We start from the raw sequence: 22,670 nt of genomic DNA on the forward strand, positions 1-22,670 counted from the left end.
TTGCAAAAAGAGAACTGAGATAAAACAATAATACACTGATTTATAATGAATTTATAAGAAATCAAGATAAAATCAACATTAACAAAACTTCACGATAAACATAACTTTATAAAAAATATAATTTTGTGAAGTTGGTAGTGTCTTTTTTGTTTCGCCTGTGGTGATATAGTGTCGTCTTCATTTTATGGACAATGAGAAAGCGATGAGTCAGACAGAATCCAGTTCGCTCCCTAACGGCATCGGCCTTGCCCCCTGGCTTCGCATGAAGCAGGAAGGGATGACCGAAAACGAGAGCCGTATCGTCGAATGGTTGCTTACCCCCGGCAATCTCAGCGATGCGCCGGCAATCAAGGACGTCGCGGAAGCGCTGTCGGTATCAGAAGCCATGATCGTTAAGGTTTCTAAGCTGCTGGGGTTTAGCGGTTTTCGTAACCTGCGCAGCGCGCTGGAGGCCTACTTTTCGCAGTCTGAACAGGTGTTACCGACCGAACTCTCCTTTGATGATGCGCCGCAGGATGTGGTGAATAAGGTGTTCAACATCACCCTGCGCACCATTATGGAAGGCCAGTCGATCGTGAACGTCGACGAAATTCACCGCGCGGCGCGCTTTTTTGCCCAGGCCAACCAGCGCGACCTGTACGGCGCGGGCGGCTCCAACGCCATCTGCGCCGACGTGCAGCATAAGTTTTTACGCATCGGCGTGCGCTGCCAGGCCTACCCGGACGCGCATATCATGATGATGTCCGCCTCGCTGCTGAAGGAAGGCGATGTCGTGCTGGTGGTCTCGCACTCCGGGCGCACCAGCGATATCAAATCAGCGGTGGAGCTGGCGAAAAAGAACGGGGCGAAAATTATCTGTATCACCCATAGCTATCATTCGCCGATTGCCAAGTTAGCTGATTTTATTATTTGTTCGCCAGCACCAGAGACGCCTTTATTAGGGCGTAACGCCTCAGCGCGTATATTACAACTCACATTATTAGATGCGTTTTTTGTTTCCGTTGCACAGCTCAACATTGAGCAAGCGAATTTAAATATGCAAAAAACTGGCGCGATTGTTAATTTCTTTTCACCCGGCGCGCTTAAATAAAAAACCGATCCCACACTGGTGGGATCAATATAACTGTATCCTACACTGAGAATACTGCCATGAATAAATATCTGAAACTTTTCAGCGGCACGCTCATGGGCGTAATGTTATCCACCAGCGCCTTTGCCGCCGCCGATTATGCTGTGGTATTAAAAACCTTATCCAATCCATTTTGGGTGGATATGAAAAAGGGTATTGAGGACGAAGCCAAAACGCTGGGCGTAAGCGTCGATATTTTTGCCTCGCCTTCCGAAGGGGATTTTCAGTCGCAGCTGCAGCTGTTTGAAGACCTGAGCAACAAAAACTACAAAGGTATCGCCTTTGCGCCGCTCTCCTCGGTAAACCTGGTCATGCCGGTAGCCAAAGCGTGGAAAAAGGGCATCTTTCTGGTCAACCTCGATGAAAAAATCGATATGGATAACCTGAAGAAAGCCGGCGGCAACGTCGAGGCTTTCGTCACCACCGATAACGTGGCGGTGGGGGCAAAAGGCGCGGAATTTATCATCGACAAACTGGGTGCTGAAGGCGGCGAAGTCGCTATTATCGAAGGCAAAGCCGGTAACGCCTCCGGCGAAGCTCGCCGCAGCGGCGCCACCGACGCCTTCAAAAAAGCGAGCCAGATCAAGCTGGTGGCCAGCCAGCCTGCCGACTGGGACCGCATCAAAGCGCTGGACGTCGCCACGAACGTGCTGCAGCGTAACCCGAACGTTAAAGCGATTTACTGCGCCAACGACACCATGGCAATGGGCGTCGCCCAGGCCGTCGCGAACGCCGGCAAAACCGGCAAGGTGCTGGTGGTGGGTACCGACGGTATTCCGGAAGCGCGCAAAATGGTCGAAGCCGGGCAAATGACCGCCACTATCGCGCAGAACCCGGCGGATATTGGCGCTACGGGTCTTAAGCTGATGGTCGACGCCGAGAAGAGCGGCAAAGTCATCCCGCTGGATAAAGCCCCGCAGTTTACGCTGGTGGATTCCATTCTGGTGACGAAATAGGTCTGTGCATCCCCTCTTTCTTTGAGAGAGGGGAAATCACGCAGCGGTAATAAAGGAAATTTTCTATGCTCACGCCATATATTTCAATGGCGGGGATCGGCAAATCCTTTGGCCCGGTTCACGCATTAAAATCGGTTGATTTAACTATTTACCCCCATGAAATACATGCGTTACTAGGGGAAAACGGTGCCGGTAAATCAACGCTGATGAAAGTATTGTCGGGAATACATGAACCGACCAAAGGCACCATTACGATTAATAACGTTAACTACCACAAGCTTGACCATAAATTAGCGGCCCAGCTCGGCATTGGTATTATTTACCAGGAGCTCAGCGTCATTGATGAATTAACGGTGCTGGAGAATTTATATATTGGCCGCCATCTGACGAAAAAAGTCTGCGGCGTCAACGTGATCGACTGGAAGGAAATGCGCGTACGGGCGGCGATGATGCTGCTGCGCGTCGGGCTGAAGATCGATTTAGACGAAAAGGTGGCGAATCTCTCCATCAGCCACAAGCAGATGCTGGAGATCGCCAAGACGCTGATGCTCGACGCTAAAGTGCTGATCATGGATGAACCGACCTCCTCGCTGACCAATAAAGAGGTGGACTATCTGTTCCTGATCATGAACCAGCTGCGTAAAGAGGGCACCGCCATTGTTTATATCTCGCACAAGCTGGCGGAAATACGCCGCATCTGCGACCGCTACACGGTGATGAAAGACGGCAGCAGCGTCTGCAGCGGGAAGGTCAGCGAAGTGAATAACGACGACATCGTACGCCTGATGGTCGGCCGCGAGCTGCAAAACCGCTTCAACGCCATGAAAGAGAGCACCGGCAACATCGCCCGCGAGACGGTGTTCGAAGTGAAAAACGTCACCAGCCATGACAAGAAAAAGGTACGCGATATCTCATTTAGCGTGAATCGCGGCGAAATTCTCGGTTTTGCCGGGCTGGTCGGCTCCGGGCGCACCGAGCTGATGGACTGCCTGTTTGGAGTCGATAAGCGTAGCAGCGGTGAAATATACCTCAACGGCAAGGCGATCTCGCCCCGCTCGCCGCTCGACGCCTTAAAGAAAGGCATGGGGTATATCACCGAAAGCCGCCGGGAAAACGGCTTTTTCCCCAATTTTTCCATCGCCCAGAATATGGCGGTCAGCCAGAGCCTGAAGCGCGGCGGCTACAAAGGGGCCATGGGGCTGTTCCGCGAAGGCGACGAACGCAGAACGGCGGAGGAGCAGCGCAAGCTGCTGGCGCTGAAGTGCCATTCGGTCGATCAGAACATCACCGAGCTCTCCGGCGGCAACCAGCAGAAGGTGCTGATTTCCAAATGGCTATGCTGCAACCCCGAAGTGATCATTTTTGACGAGCCGACGCGCGGTATCGACGTGGGCGCAAAAGCCGAAATTTATAAAGTGATGCGCCAGCTGGCCGATGACGGAAAAGTCATCCTGATGGTGTCGTCCGAACTACCTGAAATTATCGCCGTCTGCGACCGCATTGCCGTGTTCTGCGAAGGGCGACTGACGCAAATCCTGACCAATCGCGACGACATGAGCGAAGAGGAGATTATGGCATGGGCACTACCACAAGAGTGAAAGGCGAGATGGGCGAGAAAAAACCGTTTAACTTCGCGCTGTTCTGGGATAAATACGGCACCTTTTTTATTCTCGCCATCATCGTCGCCATCTTCGGCACCCTGTCGTCAGAGTACTTCCTGACGACCAACAATATTACGCAGATCTTCGTCCAGAGCTCGGTCACCGTCCTGATCGGCATGGGCGAGTTCTTCGCGATCCTCGTCGCCGGGATCGACCTGTCGGTCGGGGCGATCCTCGCGCTCTCCGGGATGGTCACCGCGAAGCTGATGCTGGCGGGCGTCGACCCGTTCCTCGCGGCGCTGATTGGCGGCGTGCTGGTCGGCGGCGCGCTGGGGGCCATCAACGGCTGCCTGGTCAACTGGACCGGCCTGCATCCGTTCATTATTACCCTCGGCACCAACGCCATCTTCCGCGGTATTACGCTGGTGATCTCTGATGCCAATTCGGTGTACGGGTTTTCGTTTGATTTCGTTAACTTTTTCGCCGCCACGCCGCTGGGCATTCCGGTTCCGGTGATCTTCTCGCTGATTGTGGCGGTGATCCTGTGGTTCCTGACCACCCGTATGCGCGTGGGCCGCAACATCTACGCGCTGGGCGGTAACAAGCACTCCGCTTTCTACTCCGGCATCGACGTCAAGTTCCACATGCTGCTGGTGTTCATCATTTCCGGCGTTTGCGCCGGGCTGGCGGGCGTGGTCTCCACCGCCCGCCTCGGGGCGGCGGAACCGCTGGCCGGCATGGGCTTTGAAACCTACGCCATCGCCAGCGCCATCATTGGCGGCACCAGCTTCTTCGGCGGTAAAGGACGCATCTTCTCGGTGGTCATCGGCGGCCTGATTATCGGCACTATCAACAACGGACTGAACATCCTGCAAGTACAAACCTACTACCAGCTGGTGGTAATGGGCGGATTAATCATCGCGGCTGTCGCCCTCGACCGTCTTATCAGTAAGTAAGGAATTTATCATGAAAATTGCTCCCTCTTTAATGTGTATGGATCTGCTGAAATTCAAAGAACAGATCGAGTTTATCGACCAGCACGCAGACTATTTTCACATCGACATTATGGACGGTCATTTTGTACCAAACCTGACCCTGTCGCCGTTTTTCGTCAGCCAGGTCAAAAAGCTGGCCAGCAAACCGCTGGACTGCCATCTGATGGTCACCCGCCCGCAGGACTACATTAGCCAGCTGGCGCAGGCGGGGGCGGATTTTATCACCCTGCATCCGGAAACGATTAATGGCCAGGCCTTCCGCCTGATCGAAGAGATCCGTCGCCAAGGCATGAAGGTCGGACTGATCCTTAACCCGGAAACCCCGGTTGAGACCATGAAGTACTACATTCATAAAGCCGACAAAATCACGGTGATGACCGTCGATCCTGGCTTCGCCGGGCAGCCGTTTATCCCGGAGATGCTGGAAAAAATCGCCGAACTGAAAGCCTGGCGCGAGCGCGAGGGGCTGAGCTACGAGATCGAGATCGACGGCTCCTGCAATAAAGCCACCTATCAAAAACTGATGGCGGCGGGCGCGGACGTCTTTATCGTCGGCACCTCAGGCCTCTTCAATCACGCCGATAAGATAGAAGACGCGTGGCAGATCATGGCAGAGCAGATCCTGACGGCAAAACGCGAGGTACTGCCTCATGCAAAAACAGCGTAACGTCGTCGCGGGCGTAGATATGGGCGCGACCCATATCCGGCTTTGCCTGCAAACGGCGCAGGGCGAAGCGCTGCACTGCGAAAAGCGGCGCACCGCCGACGTGATTAGCGCCGACGGCCTGGTCAACGGTATTAAAAACCTGCTGCAGCAGCAGCTGACCCAGCACGACGCCCACTGCTGCGGGCTGGTGATGGGGTTTCCGGCGCTGGTGGCAAAAGACAAGCGGACGATTATCTCAACGCCCAATCTGCCGCTGGCCGCCGCCGACCTGTATAATCTGGCCGACCGGCTGGAAGCGGCGCTGGGCTGCCCGGTGGAGTTTTCCCGCGATGTGAATCTGCAGCTCTCTTTTGATGTGCAGCAGAACGGCCTGCAGGAGCAGGAGGTGCTGGCGGCCTATCTTGGCACCGGTATGGGCTTCGCGGTCTGGCTGAACGGCGGACCGTGGACCGGTGCCCACGGCGTGGCGGGCGAGCTGGGACATATTCCGCAAGGGGATGACGCCCTCATCTGCGCCTGCGGCAACCCCGCCTGTCTGGAAACCGTCTGCTCCGGGATTGCGCTAAAGCGCTGGTATGAACAGCAGCCGCGCGCCTATGAACTGGGCGAGCTGTTCGTTCACGCCGCGCGGGAGCCGTTTGTGCAGCAGCTGCTAAACCACGCCGCACGCGCCATCGCCACCAGCATCAACCTGTTCGACCCCGATGCGGTGATCCTCGGCGGCGGAGTAATGGATATGCCCGCCTTCCCGCGTGAAGCCGTCATCGCCATGGTCAAAACCTACGTCCGCCGTCCGCTGCCGTATCAGGCCGTACGCTTTATCGCCGCCTCCTCTTCCGCGTTTAACGGCGCTCAGGGCGCGGCGGCGCTGGCGAGAAGCCGGTATTTAAGCTAGCCGAGGTAACGCCCATAAGCCCGGACCTGCCTCTTCCCGCCCCCTCGGCGGCGGTGCTGCGCGCCTGGCCGGGCTACCCGGCCGCGTCACAGGCGCCCGCGTCGACACGTCAAAACTGACGATAGCCTGTTTTTCGTCAGCATTTCGCCCAAAAAAACGACGTATCATCAGTCAATACCCACAGTGAAAACATGGCATAGAAGATGCATAGTGACGGCGCGATAGCGCGTATGCGCCAATTGATTAACTGGAGCAAGACCGATGAAAAAAGTCGTCACGGTTTGCCCGTATTGCGCATCAGGTTGCAAAATCAACCTGGTGGTCGATAACGGCAAAATCGTTCGGGCGGAGGCGGCACAGGGGAAAACCAACCAGGGAACCCTGTGTCTGAAAGGCTATTATGGCTGGGACTTCATTAACGATACCCAGATCCTTACCCCGCGCCTGAAAACCCCGATGATCCGTCGCCAGCGCGGCGGCAAGCTGGAATCCGTCTCCTGGGATGAGGCGCTCGATTACGTCGCCACTCGCCTCAGCGCCATTAAAGAGAAGTATGGCCCGGACGCGATTCAGACTACCGGTTCGTCCCGCGGGACGGGTAACGAAACCAACTATGTGATGCAAAAATTCGCGCGCGCCGTTATTGGTACCAATAACGTCGACTGCTGCGCTCGCGTCTGACACGGCCCATCGGTTGCAGGTCTGCACCAATCGGTCGGTAACGGCGCTATGAGTAATGCCATCACCGAGATCGACAACACCGATCTCGTGTTTATCTTCGGGTATAACCCGGCAGATTCACACCCTATTGTGGCGAATCACGTGATTAACGCCAAACGCAATGGGGCGAAAATCATCGTCTGCGATCCGCGTAAAGTCGAAACCGCGCGCATCGCCGATATGCACATTGCGCTGAAGAACGGCTCGAATATCGCGCTGCTCAACGCTATCGGGCACGTGATCATCGAAGAGGATCTCTACGATAAATCCTTCGTCGCCAGCCGTTCCGAAGGCTTCGAAGAGTATCGCAAAATCGTCGAAGGCTATACGCCGGAGTCGGTGGAAGAGATTACCGGCGTGAGTGCCCAGGAGATCCGCGCCTGCGCCCGCATGTACGCCAGCGCGAAATCCGCCGCCATCCTGTGGGGCATGGGCGTCACCCAGTTCTACCAGGGCGTGGAGACCGTACGTTCGCTGACCAGCCTGGCGATCCTCACCGGCAACCTCGGCAAGCCGAGCGTCGGCGTCAACCCGGTGCGCGGCCAGAACAACGTTCAGGGCGCCTGCGACATGGGCGCGCTGCCGGATACCTATCCGGGCTATCAGTACGTTAAGTTCCCGGAAAACCGCGAGAAGTTCGCCAAAGCCTGGGGCGTCGACAGCCTGCCGGCGCATACCGGCTACCGCATCAGCGAGCTGCCGCACCGCGCGGCGCATGGCGAAGTGCGGGCGGCGTACATCATGGGGGAAGATCCGCTCCAGACCGACGCCGAGCTGTCCGCCGTGCGTAAGGCTTTCGACGATCTGGAACTGGTTATCGTCCAGGATATTTTCATGACCAAAACCGCCTCAGCGGCCGACGTTATCCTGCCCTCCACCTCGTGGGGCGAGCACGAAGGCGTTTATACCGCAGCGGACCGCGGCTTCCAGCGCTTCTTTAAAGCGGTAGAGCCGAAGTGGGACCTGAAAACCGACTGGCAGATCATCAGCGAAATCGCCACCCGGATGGGCTACAAGATGCACTACAACAACACTCAGGAAATCTGGGACGAGTTGCGTCATCTGTGCCCGGATTTCTACGGCGCCACCTACGAGAAAATGGGCGAGCTGGGCTACGTCATGTGGCCGTGCCGCGATGAGTCCGACGCCGACCAGGGGACCTCTTATCTGTTTAAAGAGAAGTTCGATACCCCCAACGGCCTGGCGCAGTTCTTCACCTGCGACTGGGTCGCGCCGATTGACAAGCTCACCGACGAATACCCGATGGTGCTGTCGACGGTGCGCGAAGTCGGCCACTACTCGTGCCGTTCGATGACCGGCAACTGTGCGGCGCTGGCCGCGCTGGCGGATGAACCGGGCTATGCGCAGATCAATACCGCCGATGCCGAACGTCTGGGCATTGAGGATGAGGCGCTGGTGTGGGTGAACTCGCGTAAGGGCCGTATTATCACCCGCGCGCAGGTCAGCGATCGTCCGAATAAAGGGGCGGTCTATATGACCTACCAGTGGTGGATTGGCGCCTGTAACGAGCTGGTTTCCGAGAACCTGAGCCCGATAACCAAAACGCCGGAGTATAAGTACTGCGCCGTCAACGTTGAGCCGATTGCCGACCAGCGGGCCGCCGAGCAGTACGTGATTGACGAGTACAATAAGCTTAAAACCCGCCTGCGCGAAAGCGCGATGGGCTAATCAGGCCGCCTCCCCGGAGGCGGTGCTTCGCACCTGTCCGGGCTACACAATCCGTAGCCCGGGCAAGGCGCGTCAGCGCCGCCCCCGGGGAAACAGACGGCACGATTATTCGGATAAACCATGAGTATCCCCCACTCGTTCCCGTCGTTTTCTTCTCCTTCACCTGCCTTTATACTGCTCGCTATGTCCTCTACCGATAATAAAAAATGAAATACCTCTATTTACTGCTGGTGATGGCAAGCGTCGCCGCAGGCGCCATGGAACCCGGCAGCCAGTACAAACCGCTGGCCGAAGCGGGCGACCCGCGCGCGCAGTACTACCTGGCCGACACTTACGTCAGCTTCGGCGATTTTCCGCAGGCTGAATACTGGGCGCAGAAAGCGGCAGACAAGGGCGACGGCGATGCGCTGGCGCTGCTGGCTCAGCTCAAAATCCGCAATCCGCAGCAGGCCGACTACCGCCAGGCGAAAGCGCTGGCGGAAAAGTCGGTGCAGACCGGCAGCAGGGCGGGAGAAATTGTCCTCGCCCGGGTGCTGGTGAACCAGCAGGCCGGTACGCCGAACTATCCGCACGCCATCTCCCTGTTACAGCATGCCGCCCAGGATCCGGAAAGCGATTCAGCCGTCGACGCCCAGATGCTGCTGGGGCTGATCTACGCCAGCGGCGTTCATCCCCCGGAAGATGACGTAAAGGCGACGCAGTATTTTAAAGAGAGCTCTGCCCTCTCCCGCACCGGCTACGCTGAATACTGGGCCGGGATGCTTTTCCAGCAGGGGGAAAAAGGCTTTATCGAACCCAACAAGCAGAAAGCGCTGCACTGGCTCAACGTCAGCTGTCAGGAGGGGTTTGATACCGGCTGTGAAGAGTTCGACAGGATCAGTAAAAGATAAGAAAAAGCCCGGTGCGATGTCACCGGGCTTTCTGTTTTATTGCGCCGTTTTATCAAATTTTCCCAGCACTTCACGCTCGTACGCCAGCGCTTTTTTGCGGTCAAACTTGTGTTCCCATTTGGCGATAACCAGCACCGCCAGCGCGTTGCCCACCACGTTCAGCGCGGTACGCGCCATATCGAGGATACGGTCAACGCCGGCGATAAACGCCAGACCTTCCAGCGGAATGCCCACGCTGCCCAGCGTCGCCAGCAGCACCACGAAGGAGACGCCCGGTACGCCGGCAATCCCTTTCGACGTCACCATCAGCGTCAGCACAAGGGTAATTTCCTGCCAGATGGAGAGGTCGATACCGTACAGCTGGGCAATAAAGATCGCCGCAATGCTCTGATACAGCGTTGAGCCATCGAGGTTAAAGGAGTAGCCGGTCGGCACCACGAAGCTGGTGATTGACGCCGGCGCGCCATAGGCTTCCATCTTCTCAATAATACGCGGCAGCACGCTCTCGGAGCTGGCGGTAGAGTAGGCCAGAATCAGCTCATCCTTCAGAATGCGGATCAGGGTCCAGATGCTCAGTCCGCACACCCGCGCCACGATGCCTAATACCACCAGCGCAAAGAACAGAATGGCGAAATAAACCAGAATCACCAGCTTCGCCAGCGGCCACAGCGAGGCGAAGCCGAAGGTCGCCACGGTCACCGAAATCAGCGCGAACACGCCCACCGGCGCATAGCGCATGACCATGTGCGTCACTTTGAACATGGTTTCAGAGATAGAGCGGAACACCGTTACCAGCGGTTCGCGGTGGGTGGCGGGCAGCGAGGAGAGGCCCAGACCAAACAGCACCGAGAAGAAGATGATCGGCAGCATGTCGCCTTTCGCCATCGAGGCCACGATATTGGTCGGGACCAGCGAGAGGATCGTGCCCATCAGGCCATGCGCGTGGCTCTGCACTTCCGCCGTGGTGTTTTGATATTTCGAAATATCCACCGCCGCCAGCTGCGACATATCGATTCCGCTCCCCGGCTGGAAGACGTTAGCCAGGGTAATCCCCAGCACGATCGCCACCGTGGTGATCACTTCAAAATAGATAATGGTCTTCGCACCGATACGGCCCAGCTGCTTCGCATCGCCCACGCCCGCAATACCGACCACCAGGGTCGAGATGACGATCGGTACGACGATCATTTTAATCAGATGGATAAAGATATCGCCTGCCGGGGTCAGCAGGTTTGAGATTAACCAGTCACGGCTTTCGGCATGGTAATGCAGGTAACTGCCCAGAAGTATGCCCAGCACCAGAGCCAGCAAAATTTGCCAGGCCAGGCTGACTTTTGTTTTTTTCTTCACTACAGACTTCCTCGATGAAAAGCGCCATTCCGGGAGGTAATGGCACCCACTGAAAGGGGTATGAATTGTGTTGCGTTGCTTTATAGGGTTATTTAACGCGCAATATCAGTATCATTTGCACGGCATGCTGCGCAAGTCTTTAAGAACAGCGGTTTACTCTGGTTTTATGCATAAACCCGCTAATATCCCCACCTTATGTTGCATAAGTATTTGTTATAAAAAATATTTAATATATTCATTTTCTATAAATTCAATTCAGAAATTATTTCATATCAAAGTTTCATTTGATTGCTTTTCATTCAATTTAATTATTGCGTGATCTGCCCCCCAAATAGCAAACAAAGCCGCCAAAGCCCCTACTATTAACGTTTATTTGACATATATTTAACAACCTACAGGAGAAAAAAAGCCATGAGCCAAATACATAAACACTCTATTCCCGCTAATATTGCGGAACGTTGCCTGATTAACCCGGAACAGTACCAGGCGCAGTATCAGCAGTCCGTCACCGAACCTGACGCCTTCTGGGGCGAGCAGGGCAAAATCCTTGACTGGATAAAACCCTATACGCGCGTGAAAAACACCTCGTTCGCGCCGGGCAATATTTCCATTAAGTGGTATGAAGACGGTACGCTGAACCTCGCCGCTAACTGCCTCGATCGCCATCTGGCGGAGCGCGGCGACCAGACGGCCATCATCTGGGAAGGCGACGATGCCAGCCAGAGCAAAAACATCACTTATCGCGAGCTTCATCGCGATGTCTGCCGCTTTGCCAACGTCCTGCTCGATCTGGGCATTAAAAAGGGCGATGTCGTGGCTATCTATATGCCGATGGTGCCGGAAGCGGCGGTGGCCATGCTGGCCTGCGCGCGCATCGGCGCTATCCATTCGGTCATTTTCGGCGGCTTCTCGCCGGAGGCGGTCGCCGGCCGTATTATCGATTCCAACTCTCGCCTGGTGATCACCTCGGATGAAGGGCTGCGCGCCGGTCGCGCGATCCCGCTGAAGAAGAACGTCGACGACGCGCTAAAAAATCCGCACGTGAAGAGCATCGAAAACGTGGTGGTGTTCAAACGTACCGGCGGCAAAATCGACTGGCAGGAAGGCCGCGATCTGTGGTGGAGCGATCTGATCGAAAAAGCCAGCGCGGAACACCAGCCCGAAGAGATGAACGCCGAAGATCCGCTGTTTATCCTTTATACCTCCGGTTCGACCGGTAAGCCAAAAGGCGTGCTGCACACCACCGGCGGCTACCTGGTCTATGCGGCGTCAACCTTTAAATACGTGTTCGACTATCATCCTGGCGACATCTACTGGTGCACCGCCGACGTCGGTTGGGTCACCGGCCATAGCTACCTGCTCTACGGCCCGCTGGCCTGCGGCGCGACGACGCTGATGTTCGAAGGCGTACCGAACTGGCCGACCCCGGCGCGTATGTGCCAGGTGGTCGATAAGCATCAGGTCAACATTCTTTATACCGCCCCTACGGCGATCCGCGCGCTGATGGCGGAGGGCGATAAGGCCATCGAAGGCACCGACCGCTCTTCCCTGCGCATTCTCGGCTCCGTCGGCGAACCGATTAACCCGGAAGCCTGGGAGTGGTACTGGAAGAAGATCGGCAACGAGAAGTGCCCGGTGATGGACACCTGGTGGCAGACCGAAACCGGCGGCTTTATGATCACCCCGCTGCCCGGCGCTATCGAGCTGAAGGCCGGTTCCGCCACGCGTCCCTTCTTCGGCGTCCAGCCGGTGCTGGTGGATAACGAAGGCGCGCCGCTGGAAGGCGCGACCGAGGGGAACCTGGCGATCGCCGACTCCTGGCCGGGCCAGGCGCGCACGCTGTTTGGCGACCACGAACGCTTCGAACAAACCTACTTCTCCACCTTTAAAAATATGTACTTCAGCGGCGACGGCGCGCGCCGTGACGAAGATGGCTACTACTGGATCACCGGCCGCGTCGATGACGTGCTGAACGTTTCCGGCCACCGTCTGGGTACCGCCGAAATTGAATCGGCGCTGGTGTCGCATCCGAAAATCGCCGAAGCGGCGGTGGTCGGCATTCCGCATAACATTAAAGGCCAGGCCATCTACGCCTACGTGACCCTCAACCATGGCGAAGAGCCGACGCCGGAGCTGTACGCCGAGGTGCGCAACTGGGTACGTAAAGAGATTGGCCCGCTGGCGACGCCGGACGTGCTGCACTGGACCGATTCGTTACCGAAAACCCGTTCGGGCAAAATCATGCGCCGCATTCTGCGCAAAATTGCCGCGGGCGATACCAGTAACCTCGGCGATACCTCAACGCTTGCCGATCCTGGCGTGGTGGAAAAACTGCTCGAAGAGAAGCAGGCCATCGCTATGCCATCGTAAACCAACGATCCCCTACACCCTCTCCCCACCGGGGGAGAGGATATAATTACGACTCCCCAAGGATTTCAGGTAGCAGGAAAGCGGTAAACAGGCTGATTCCCGACAGTTAACTGCCGGGCGGATGAGTGTTGCCGACGACCGGCGCGTGAATGACGAAAGGGAACCTCTGGAGACGCTACGATGAACGAACAGATTTGTCAGCGGATAGAAAATAGTGCGCATTTTAAGGAGCTTGTTGCAGCCCGGCAAAGGTTTGCCGCCATCCTGTCACTGATTATGCTGGTGATTTATGTGGGCTTTATTCTGCTTATCGCCTTCGCCCCCGGCTGGCTGGGCACGCCGCTGCATGCGGGAACCAGCGTCACCCGGGGTATTCCGATTGGTATCGGCGTGATCGTTATCTCTTTCGTCTTAACCGGAATATACGTCTGGCGGGCAAATGGTGAATTTGATCGGATGACGAAAAGCATTCTCAGCGAGGTTAAAGCATCATGAAGAAAGTCCTGACGGCGCTCGCCGCCACGCTCCCGTTGACCGTCAATGCCGCAGATGCTCTCACCGGCGCGGTACAGCGCCAGCCGACCAACTGGCAGGCGATTATCATGTTCCTGATTTTCGTCGCCCTGACGCTCTATATCACCTGGTGGGCCTCAAAACGCGTACGTTCGCGCAGCGATTACTACACCGCGGGCGGCAATATCACCGGTTTCCAGAACGGGTTGGCGATTGCCGGCGATTTTATGTCGGCGGCCTCGTTCCTCGGCATTTCCGCGCTGGTTTACACCTCCGGCTACGATGGGCTGATCTACTCGCTCGGTTTTCTCGTCGGCTGGCCGATTATTCTGTTTCTTATCGCCGAACGCCTGCGTAACCTCGGGCGCTACACGTTTGCCGACGTAGCGTCCTATCGTCTTAAACAGGGGCCGATCCGCACCCTCTCCGCCTGCGGTTCGCTGGTGGTGGTGGCGCTCTATTTGATAGCCCAGATGGTCGGTGCGGGTAAGCTTATCCAGCTGCTGTTCGGCCTCAACTACCACGTTGCGGTGGTGCTGGTCGGCGTGCTGATGGTGCTTTACGTCCTCTTTGGCGGCATGCTCGCCACCACCTGGGTGCAGATTATCAAAGCGGTCCTGCTGCTGTTCGGCGCCAGCTTTATGGCCTTTATGGTGATGAAGCACGTCGGCTTCAGCTTCAATAATCTGTTCACCGAAGCGATGGCGGTCCACCCGAAAGGCTCGGCGATAATGAGCCCAGGCGGACTGGTGAAAGACCCGATATCGGCGCTGTCGCTCGGCCTCGGGCTGATGTTCGGCACCGCGGGTCTGCCGCATATTCTGATGCGCTTCTTCACCGTGAGCGACGCCAAAGAAGCGCGTAAGAGCGTGTTCTACGCCACCGGCTTTATGGGCTACTTCTATATTCTGACCTTTATCATCGGCTTCGGCGCCATCATGCTGGTGGGGGCGAATCCGGCGTTCAAAGACGCGGCCGGTCAGCTTATCGGCGGTAACAATATGGCGGCGGTGCATCTGGCGGACGCGGTCGGCGGTAATCTGTTCCTCGGCTTTATCTCCGCCGTGGCCTTCGCCACTATTCTGGCGGTGGTCGCAGGATTAACGCTGGCGGGCGCGTCGGCGGTCTCTCACGACCTGTATGCGAACGTGTTCCGTAAAGGAGCGACCGAGCGTCAGGAGCTGAAGGTGTCGAAGATTACCGTGCTGATCCTCGGCGTGGTGGCGATTCTGCTGGGCATCCTGTTCGAGAATCAGAACATCGCCTTTATGGTCGGCCTCGCGTTCTCCATCGCCGCCAGCTGTAACTTCCCGATTATCCTGCTGTCGATGTACTGGTCGAAGCTGACCACCCGCGGGGCGATGATTGGCGGCTGGCTGGGTCTGCTGACCGCGGTGATTCTGATGATCCTCGGCCCGACCATCTGGGTGCAGATCCTCGGTCACGAAAAGGCGATATTCCCGTATGAATATCCGGCGCTGTTCTCTATCGCCGTGGCCTTTATCGGTATCTGGTTCTTCTCCGCCACCGATAGCTCCGCGGAAGGCGCGCGCGAACGCGAGCTGTTCCGCGCCCAGTTTATCCGTTCGCAGACCGGTATAGGCATCGAGAAAGGCCAGGCGCATTAATGATTGCCCGTACCCCGGCCTGCTGGCCGGGGTAGTGTTGATGCATTAGTTGTAGCTAAAAGTCAGCGTTCCGCTCGCATTGGCTTCACCCGGCGTCACTTCGGTTCCGTATTTGTAATAGTTCGCGGTAAAGGTCAAGGTGTTCGATGCCTCCGCCCCGCCGGGATTATCAGGATCGGTGAATATCGAATAGCTGGCCTCCGCTTCTGAATTCGTTACCGTAGTTCTTTTCGACTCTGCAAACACTCTGTAGATTGAGTTATTCACGGCAAGCGCCGTGTCAAAGATGTTCAACTGCACCCCAACGCCGGTCGCTACATTTTCACCCGGTGTTAATGCAATCACGGAATGACCGGGATTATCCCCTTCCGCTTCTGTTGCCGTAACGCGCATCGTCACGAAGGTACCTGGCTCACAGGTTAGGGTGAGCGTTTGATGAACTGAACCGACTTTGTTAGAAACATTAAACTCGCTTGTTTTCACTGAGCCCATTTGGAAATTCAGTGCGGCCGTACTGGCGGTACATCCCATAGGAACGAGCTGAATATGGGTTGTCCCGCTGATATGCAGCTGAGAAATAACCAATTCGCCGTTGCTGTCTTTCATTGCTACGGTTGATACCGGGTCGGTAAAGCTTAGAGAACTATTACTGGCAATGCTTCCGCCTGTAGCAACGAGCTGTAACTGATAGACAGGGGAATAATTCGTACTGGCACTGAAAGCAAAAAAGCCCGGTTTGACAAGAGGAAAATCAGCATCACCAATATGGTGTTCACTGTTATCGACATTAAATACAGATGAAACACCATCATATTCCCCCGTAGTATTTAACCATACGTTAACTCTGATACCTATTCCCGGCACCGACGTTTCATAGATGTTATTACCGACAAGCGTAGTCGCTATGCCAGGTGACCATGTAAAGCGGGCATATAAACTACCGGTACAGTCGAGAACACTGGTTTTGGGATGGTATATTTTCCCTGAATCATAAATAACGGTCCCAGGAGAATAATTACCTGCGCTAAGCAATAGCTTGGATGGTAAATTAGTGATTGATACATCACCATAATTTAATCCATAGCCACAGGCCCACACATAACCCGGGGAAATTAAAAAAAGAACAAGTAAAAAAATTTTTTTCATATAAAACCCGCAAAAGTCGTATCATTTATATGACACATTAAAAGTGACCGTCCAGGAGATATTCCTCGCCGTTACTCGTCCATTCGGCGAAAATATTCCCGCCTGCCATATTTAAAATAGGCTCAGAACCTTCAATGAAAAAACAGGTATAGCTGTCGTTTGGCTCATGGCCTTTCTGCTACACTGTCATAGCTGCTGTAGCCCGCTGAAGCTAATACGGCGCATTCATCTCTCTTTTCCCGGCTTACCGATTGGGGAATATTTTATTGATAAGTAAAGGTTATCGTTCCGCTCGCATTCGCGATACCTGGCGTCACTTTAGCTCCGGTTTTGTAATAGTTCGCGGTAAACGTCAGGACGTTCGATGCCGCCGCACCGCCCGGATTATCAGGATCGGTGAAGATCAAATAGCTGGCCTCCGCGCCAGAATTCGTTACCTCCGTTCTTTTTGTGGTTCCAAATACTTTGTAGTTAAAATAATTCACGATGAGGGGTGCATTATTAAGATTCAACTGTACCCCAACGCCGGTCGCTACGTTTTCGCCGGGTGTTAACGCAATCACGGAATGATCGGGATTATCACCTTCTGCTTCTGTCGCCGTAACGCGCATCGTCACGGCAGTTCCCGGCTCACAGGTTAGGGTAAGCGTTTGCTGAACCGATCCGACCTTGTTAGAAACATTAAACTCACTTGTTTTCACTGAGCCCATTTGGAAATTCAGCGCGGTCGAATCAACCGAGCATCCCATAGGGGTCAGCTGGATTTTTGTCGAGCCCGTCACGTGCAGCTGGGAAATAGCCATCGTTCCGTCAAGATCCAGAATAGAAACCGTGGAAATCGGATCGGCCAGCGTCAGCGTGCTGTTACTGGCAATAGCTCCCCCCGTTGCCACAAGCTGGACCTGGTACGTTGGCGCATAATATGTGCTTGCCTTGTCATCAAGAAAGCCATTTGGTTTTCCCAGATATAAGTCTTCATCACCGATATGGTGAACGCTGTAGTCAGCATTAAAATCATCGGTATCACCGCCATATTCACCCGTGATATTGAGCCAGAATTTGACGCGAATACCGATACCCTGCACGGAGGTCGAGTAGATGTTATCCCCCACTAAGGTGCCCGCATTCCCCGAGCTCCACCCGAACAGTGCATATAACCAACCCCGACAATCCGTAAGAGATGTGGTTGGATGCGTTATCTGTCCTGAATCATAAAGGATGGTCCCCGCCGAGTAGCTACCCGCATTAACCAGTATCTGCGGGGGCAAATTAGTTAAAGCGATATCGCCCGAGTTTGCCCCCGTTTTACATGCCCAACTGTAAGCCGGTAGTAAGCAGGCTAACAACAATAAAATAGACTTTTTCATACCTCTCCCTCGCGAGAACGGCTCACTTATATGACACATTAAAAGTGACCGTATAGGCGACATTTCCCGCCGTGACTCGTCCATTCGGCGTATACATTCTGGCACTCATATTAAAAATAGGTTCTGCACCCTCATTAAAAAGATAGGTATAGCTGTCGTTTGGTCCCAGGGATTTCTGATCTACCGTGCTTAGCAGCTGTAGCCCAACGCCTTTTGCGCCGTCAATTAGCTCATTCTCATAAATACTGGAGTAAGTACTGTCAAATGAATTACCGCTAAACGTTATCGTCACTGACGCCATACCCGTTGAACAATTATCAAAGGCAATGGACACGGTCGTGGCATCACTGCTCGCGCCCGGTTTGTTGGTAAGCTTTTGATAAGATACGGTACCCAGATCGATCGCGCTGGAGGGTTTAACCGAGACCTCGCATACGGGCTCTTCAATTTTACCGGTGATATTAAAATTGACGCTACTCGACGTATCATAGGCCCAGGCGGGATTAATGGATATCGATGCAAAGCCAATACTGATGATAAATAACCCGTACGACTTCGTTAATATCCCGCCATTGCTTATCCTCATCGCTTCCATCCTGAGTTTATCTATTAAGGCAATTATCCAGCTATTCATCAGCGGCAATCCGCTGCATAAAAAATGATATCATCAACCGATTTATTGACTGATAAATCATAGTCCACATAGCATTGGCTATTTTGGCTATCACCCCACTTCACAAACAACCGACCTTTTTCAGGCAGCCCGGTCAGATAGGCCTGTCCGGAATCACCGACGATAGCGCTGCGTTTTTCTTTATATTCCTGGCTTTCATTATCTAATGTCATAATAGCGCCAAAAGGGACCTCTTTATTATTAAAATGCAGGGTCATCATCGCCTTATAGCCAATCCAGGTATCATATTTGACTTTTACAATCGCATTGCGCGTCGGAACCACCGTTTTGACAATATTATCGATTTCCGCTCCCGAGACCTGCTGTTCATCAAGAGAGAGATTATTTTCATGGTACGGTCGAACAAAGGGTACAACGGCGTATCCGAAGGCATCGGTCGTAATATTCGTCTGTCCGCGCACTACCACATCGCTGACGCCAGGCGCCTCAACCAGCGCCACGCTCTCGCCAAGATAACGAGAAAGGGTCACACCACCGGAATGAGCAACCATCCCGCCCCGTAGCGAGTAATTATAGTGGGCGCTATAGCTGTCATATCCGTATCCCGCGGTGACTTCACCTTTTGAACCCTGATAGTTTAGATTGACGTTTCCTGAAGTCTTTTTATCGCTGGCATTGTAACCCTCCTGCATATTCCAGTTCAGAGAACGATCCGCAAAAGCAGAACCACTCAAACCCAGGCTATGGGTCGTGTCGCCCATCCGACTGCTGTTCATATTGTAGCTGGCCGAGATATCCGCACCAAAAGGCACGCTCACCGTGAGTGAAACAAGATTATCGCTGGTCTGAGCACGCTCACTATTCTGGCTTGTGCTTCGTACATTTCGGCTACAGGAGTAGTTAATAAAATAGGAAATGCGGCCAAGGGAGTTGCTATAGCTCACGCCCAACGACTCCATACGTGAATTATCCCAATAAGATTCACTGACCAGTGAGAGGGAGAGTGAACCATACCCTGCGAGAATCTGAGAAGCTGAAGCGTCAAAACGATCTTTAGTCCGGCCCGTTGATGAACAGCACCCGCTATGCGCATTCGACCTATCAATAAAATTTTGCAGAGAGTAATAGCCATGGGTTGAGTAACGGTACCCGGCAACGGAGAAGTTGGTTCCCGTCTGCGGAATATCTTTACTAAAGCGCACGCGATAAGATTGCCCTTCGCTGGATGACGTGTGATTCGACGTTGGCGTCTCTTTTATATCTGCCCAGGACTGGGATGCATCAAAGGAGAGCGCGCCGATCGTGCCAAGGTTAAGTCCGGCCCCCAGAAGAACATTACTGTATTTGTTCTCCAACTGCTGAAAACCGCTATACAGCGTGATGTTGCTCGATGCCCCCCAGGCGATGTTAGATTGCAGGAAGTGATATTCTTTTCCGCCGGAACTTCCCGAACGCGTTTTGCCGCTGCTCAGGGCGTAATCTATCTGGCCCTCGCGCTGCAAAATCGCCAGCGAAGCAAAAGGCACCACAAAGCTCTGTTCACTGCCATCGGACTCTTTCACCGTCACATTCAGATCGCCTGCGCTCCCGGTTGGGTAAAGATCGTTTATTTCAAACGCGCCTGGGGGAACCGTTGTTTTATAAATGCTGTATCCGTTCTGATAAACCGTCACGTCGGCTGTAGTGCGGGCGATACCTTTAATAACCGGCGCAAAGCCATTCATGCTATCCGGCAGCATCTCTTTATCTGAGTTCAGCTGTAGCCCGGTGAAGCTAATACTGTCGAACACGCTTGATGACGTATACGTCTGACCCAGGATCAGCTGGCCTTTCAGGGCCTGGATATCACGTGAAATATAGCTGTAGACCGAGTCCCACTGGTTACCGTCGTCATTATGGTTGAGGGTACTGTAGTTACGTACACGCCACGGGCCGACGTTTAAACCCGGCTGCAGGCTCACAAACTGGCTGGACGTCGCTTCGCCGCCGTGCCGCGGATCGGTCTTTTGCCCCGAGAGATTATAGTTAAGTAGCCCCGCGGTAATACCCTGCTGCCACCGGCTTTCAGGGACATATCCTCGCGGATGATGCATTACCGCGACCTGAGGCACGTTAAAATCTACGCGCTGTTGCGAAAGTAATACCGTGGTTCCCCAACCAGGGATCGCTGAAAGCCTGGCACAACGGGAACCCGCGGCCGTAAGCTCGGGGTAATTTTCCGTTTTGATTGACCACGCTTTCAGCTGCGCGACGCTGATACAGGGTGAAGAAACGTCATTACCCTCACTCTGTTGGGTGAATCTGACTGACTCGGAAGCAATAAATTCTTGGTTAATATAAATATCAAGATTGTATTCACCCGGAGGAACGGTTTCCTGGGAAATATAGCTCAGGTCGACGGCCGTTGTACCGGTTTCATTGACCTCCAATAGGTGAGGATTGAAATACTCACCTGCGATAGCGGGTAACGGAATAGTGATAAAGCAGGAAATAATGGCAACGTAGCCACGTTTCAACAGGAATGTAAAATTCTGTCCAACGTTATTGAATGATGGCGGTATATTTTGGTCCCGGCATTCCATAGTCATTGATCACGCTCCATGTGATTTTCTTTTTCCCTGGTGAAGATGTGTTTGCTACCGGTATTTTTATGGTTGAAAAAGGCGCAACAAACCATGCTTCAGGAACTGACTTACCATTAACCGTAATATCAGAAAAGTTCATATATAATGGCGAGGGGTTTTTAACTTTAATATCTCTGCCTTCAGCAGACCACTGCAGTTTTTCGGCAAACTTTTCCGGTATGGCATTTTTTAATGCCGGTGGTCGAAAAATAAGTTTAATCCGCGAGTTAATGGCAAACTGCACCATGTTTTTGTCCGGCGCGCTATCCATAGCGGGAATACCTTTAATATTCAGCCAAAACATCGACTCTCGCTCTTCGGGCAGCGGTTTACCTGAGCGGAGGATTCGGACAAACCCTTGTTCGCCAGCCTTCAGGCGAAACAGCGGAGGGGTGGTAATAAAGGAATCTTTTGCTGGTGATGCCTCATCCACAACTGCGATCCAGGACTGGACAATATTTGTAACGTTATCTTTATTTTGCACAGATACCGTCGCTGCCTTTTGCGTACCATCGAATATCACTCGCGTACCGCCCACCACCACGCTGGCCTGCGCGACAGACAGGCAGGAACAAAAACAGATAAAGTAAGCTAATTTTTTCATGGTAGTGTCCAGTGAGGGAAAGCAGAAGCTTTCCCTTTTATCTAATGCTGAATTAATAATAGGTAACGTTGTAAGTTACGGTTGTCTGCACCGCTCCCTTGGTGGGAGTAGCCGTACCAGATTTAGCCAGTTTAACGGTAAAAGGAATCGTCGCGGCACCGGAGGAAATATCCACATCCGCACCTTCAGTATTGTTCTTAAGCAGGGCACCCTTGTTGTCAAAAATCGCCACCGCAACGCCGGTAGCGGGTGATTCCGCCGCCTGGTTTTTGAAGTAATCGCTATTCGTCGTGTCCGCTTCGCCACCAAACGTCACTCTGGCCAAGGCGTTACCGCCTTCTGTGGTCTTAGGGCATCCGGTTAAAGTGAAAGAAAAGCTCTTCGCCGCCCCGTAGGTATTCGTATCCAGATCGGCGACTGAGGAGGTCCCCATCTCAATAGACGAAACGCCATTATCGATAGTCGCTGTACAAGTGGTATCTGAGACCTTACCGGTAAAAGTAATGGTATTCGCGGCCTGAGCCAGAGTAACCAGAGAGCAGCCGGCAGATAAGGCTAATATTTTGGCAAGCGTTTTGGTACTGAAGTTCATTGGTATTCCCCTGTTTATTAAGATTAACAATCAATCCATCAATTGTTTTATGGCTTTTATTAGAGAATGAAGCCAGACATCAGCGAAGGTATAAGCTGATAAGGTGCATGGGGAGTGAATAACCTGCATTTAAGATGACTAACCTATAAATACAAGAGCTTAATTTCCACATGAATCCATTCAATAATAGAAGCTCACGTAAGTAAGATATCTAAAATAGAGAAAATACTCAACAAGCGCATATGAATTATCTCAAATGAATAATAGTCCTGAACCAATCAATACAAGATATACATCATA

The 22,670-nt window shown here is 53.7% G+C and carries 18 protein-coding genes; 11 read left to right on the forward strand and 7 right to left on the reverse strand.

What is annotated here, in order from left to right; genetic code table 11:
• Positions 1 to 202: 202 nt before the first annotated feature.
• The 8 genes from F8562_RS14675 (at position 203) to F8562_RS14710 (ending at position 9,542) form a co-directional block, all read left to right on the forward strand.
• The gene (locus F8562_RS14675; protein WP_004097852.1) at positions 203 to 1,090 is read left to right on the forward strand and encodes a MurR/RpiR family transcriptional regulator; all 888 of its coding nucleotides are present in this window, start codon (positions 203 to 205) and stop codon (positions 1,088 to 1,090) included.
• 59 nt (positions 1,091 to 1,149) lie between these two features.
• Positions 1,150 to 2,085 (forward strand): D-allose transporter substrate-binding protein, encoded by a 936-nt coding sequence (gene alsB, locus F8562_RS14680; protein ID WP_014837154.1) that lies wholly within the window; start codon positions 1,150 to 1,152, stop codon positions 2,083 to 2,085.
• Between the two features lie 65 nt (positions 2,086 to 2,150).
• On the forward strand, positions 2,151 to 3,683 hold the full coding sequence (gene alsA, locus F8562_RS14685; RefSeq protein WP_014837153.1) for a D-allose ABC transporter ATP-binding protein AlsA: 1,533 nt from the start codon (positions 2,151 to 2,153) through the stop codon (positions 3,681 to 3,683).
• Complete coding sequence (alsC, locus tag F8562_RS14690; protein WP_014837152.1) at positions 3,662 to 4,642, forward strand: D-allose ABC transporter permease; 981 nt, start codon at positions 3,662 to 3,664, stop codon at positions 4,640 to 4,642. The genes alsA and alsC overlap by 22 nt, the downstream gene beginning before the upstream one ends.
• A gap of 10 nt (positions 4,643 to 4,652) precedes the next feature.
• Positions 4,653 to 5,348 carry a D-allulose 6-phosphate 3-epimerase gene (gene alsE / locus F8562_RS14695; protein WP_014227571.1) on the forward strand — a complete coding sequence of 232 codons (696 nt, stop codon included), beginning with the start codon at positions 4,653 to 4,655 and terminating at the stop codon, positions 5,346 to 5,348.
• Complete coding sequence (gene alsK, locus F8562_RS14700) at positions 5,332 to 6,243, forward strand: allose kinase (protein WP_014227570.1); 912 nt, start codon at positions 5,332 to 5,334, stop codon at positions 6,241 to 6,243. The genes alsE and alsK overlap by 17 nt, the downstream gene beginning before the upstream one ends.
• Before the next feature lie 261 nt (positions 6,244 to 6,504).
• Positions 6,505 to 8,652, forward strand: coding sequence for a formate dehydrogenase H subunit alpha, selenocysteine-containing (locus F8562_RS14705; RefSeq protein WP_014837151.1), 2,148 nt, complete (start codon positions 6,505 to 6,507; stop codon positions 8,650 to 8,652).
• 206 nt (positions 8,653 to 8,858) lie between these two features.
• Positions 8,859 to 9,542 carry a tetratricopeptide repeat protein gene (locus tag F8562_RS14710; RefSeq protein WP_014837150.1) on the forward strand — a complete coding sequence of 228 codons (684 nt, stop codon included), beginning with the start codon at positions 8,859 to 8,861 and terminating at the stop codon, positions 9,540 to 9,542.
• Positions 9,543 to 9,578: 36 nt separating this feature from the next.
• On the opposite strand, the gene gltP is transcribed toward F8562_RS14710, so the two are convergent.
• Positions 9,579 to 10,892 carry a glutamate/aspartate:proton symporter GltP gene (gltP, locus tag F8562_RS14715; RefSeq protein WP_004109428.1) on the reverse strand — a complete coding sequence of 438 codons (1,314 nt, stop codon included), beginning with the start codon at positions 10,890 to 10,892 and terminating at the stop codon, positions 9,579 to 9,581.
• A 411-nt stretch (positions 10,893 to 11,303) separates the two neighbouring features.
• Between gltP and acs the strand changes: the two genes are divergently transcribed.
• The 3 genes from acs (at position 11,304) to actP (ending at position 15,403) form a co-directional block, all read left to right on the forward strand.
• Positions 11,304 to 13,262, forward strand: coding sequence for an acetate--CoA ligase (acs, locus tag F8562_RS14725; protein WP_014837149.1), 1,959 nt, complete (start codon positions 11,304 to 11,306; stop codon positions 13,260 to 13,262).
• 180 nt (positions 13,263 to 13,442) lie between these two features.
• On the forward strand, positions 13,443 to 13,757 hold the full coding sequence (locus tag F8562_RS14730; RefSeq protein WP_014227566.1) for a DUF485 domain-containing protein: 315 nt from the start codon (positions 13,443 to 13,445) through the stop codon (positions 13,755 to 13,757).
• Positions 13,754 to 15,403 carry a cation/acetate symporter ActP gene (gene actP / locus F8562_RS14735; protein ID WP_014227565.1) on the forward strand — a complete coding sequence of 550 codons (1,650 nt, stop codon included), beginning with the start codon at positions 13,754 to 13,756 and terminating at the stop codon, positions 15,401 to 15,403. Before F8562_RS14730 ends, actP begins: the two co-directional genes overlap by 4 nt.
• 45 nt (positions 15,404 to 15,448) lie before the next feature.
• On the opposite strand, the gene F8562_RS14740 is transcribed toward actP, so the two are convergent.
• The 6 genes from F8562_RS14740 to F8562_RS14765 form a co-directional block, all read right to left on the reverse strand.
• Entirely contained in the window at positions 15,449 to 16,549 is a 1,101-nt protein-coding gene (locus F8562_RS14740) for a type 1 fimbrial protein (protein WP_014837148.1), read from the reverse strand.
• A 263-nt stretch (positions 16,550 to 16,812) separates the two neighbouring features.
• On the reverse strand, positions 16,813 to 17,916 hold the full coding sequence (locus tag F8562_RS14745) for a type 1 fimbrial protein (protein ID WP_014837147.1): 1,104 nt from the start codon (positions 17,914 to 17,916) through the stop codon (positions 16,813 to 16,815).
• A gap of 22 nt (positions 17,917 to 17,938) precedes the next feature.
• On the reverse strand, positions 17,939 to 18,502 hold the full coding sequence (locus F8562_RS14750; RefSeq protein ID WP_077253176.1) for a fimbrial protein: 564 nt from the start codon (positions 18,500 to 18,502) through the stop codon (positions 17,939 to 17,941).
• Positions 18,503 to 18,549: 47 nt separating this feature from the next.
• On the reverse strand, positions 18,550 to 21,138 hold the full coding sequence (locus tag F8562_RS14755) for a fimbria/pilus outer membrane usher protein (protein ID WP_042933939.1): 2,589 nt from the start codon (positions 21,136 to 21,138) through the stop codon (positions 18,550 to 18,552).
• Positions 21,092 to 21,778 (reverse strand): fimbrial assembly chaperone, encoded by a 687-nt coding sequence (locus F8562_RS14760; RefSeq protein WP_014837144.1) that lies wholly within the window; start codon positions 21,776 to 21,778, stop codon positions 21,092 to 21,094. The genes F8562_RS14755 and F8562_RS14760 overlap by 47 nt, the downstream gene beginning before the upstream one ends.
• A 52-nt stretch (positions 21,779 to 21,830) precedes the next feature.
• The gene (locus F8562_RS14765) at positions 21,831 to 22,370 is read right to left on the reverse strand and encodes a fimbrial protein (RefSeq protein WP_014837143.1); all 540 of its coding nucleotides are present in this window, start codon (positions 22,368 to 22,370) and stop codon (positions 21,831 to 21,833) included.
• Positions 22,371 to 22,670: the final 300 nt, after the last annotated feature.

The organism is Klebsiella sp. RCJ4, assembly GCF_009025755.1.
GTDB classification, from domain to species: Bacteria; Pseudomonadota; Gammaproteobacteria; order Enterobacterales; family Enterobacteriaceae; genus Klebsiella; species Klebsiella michiganensis.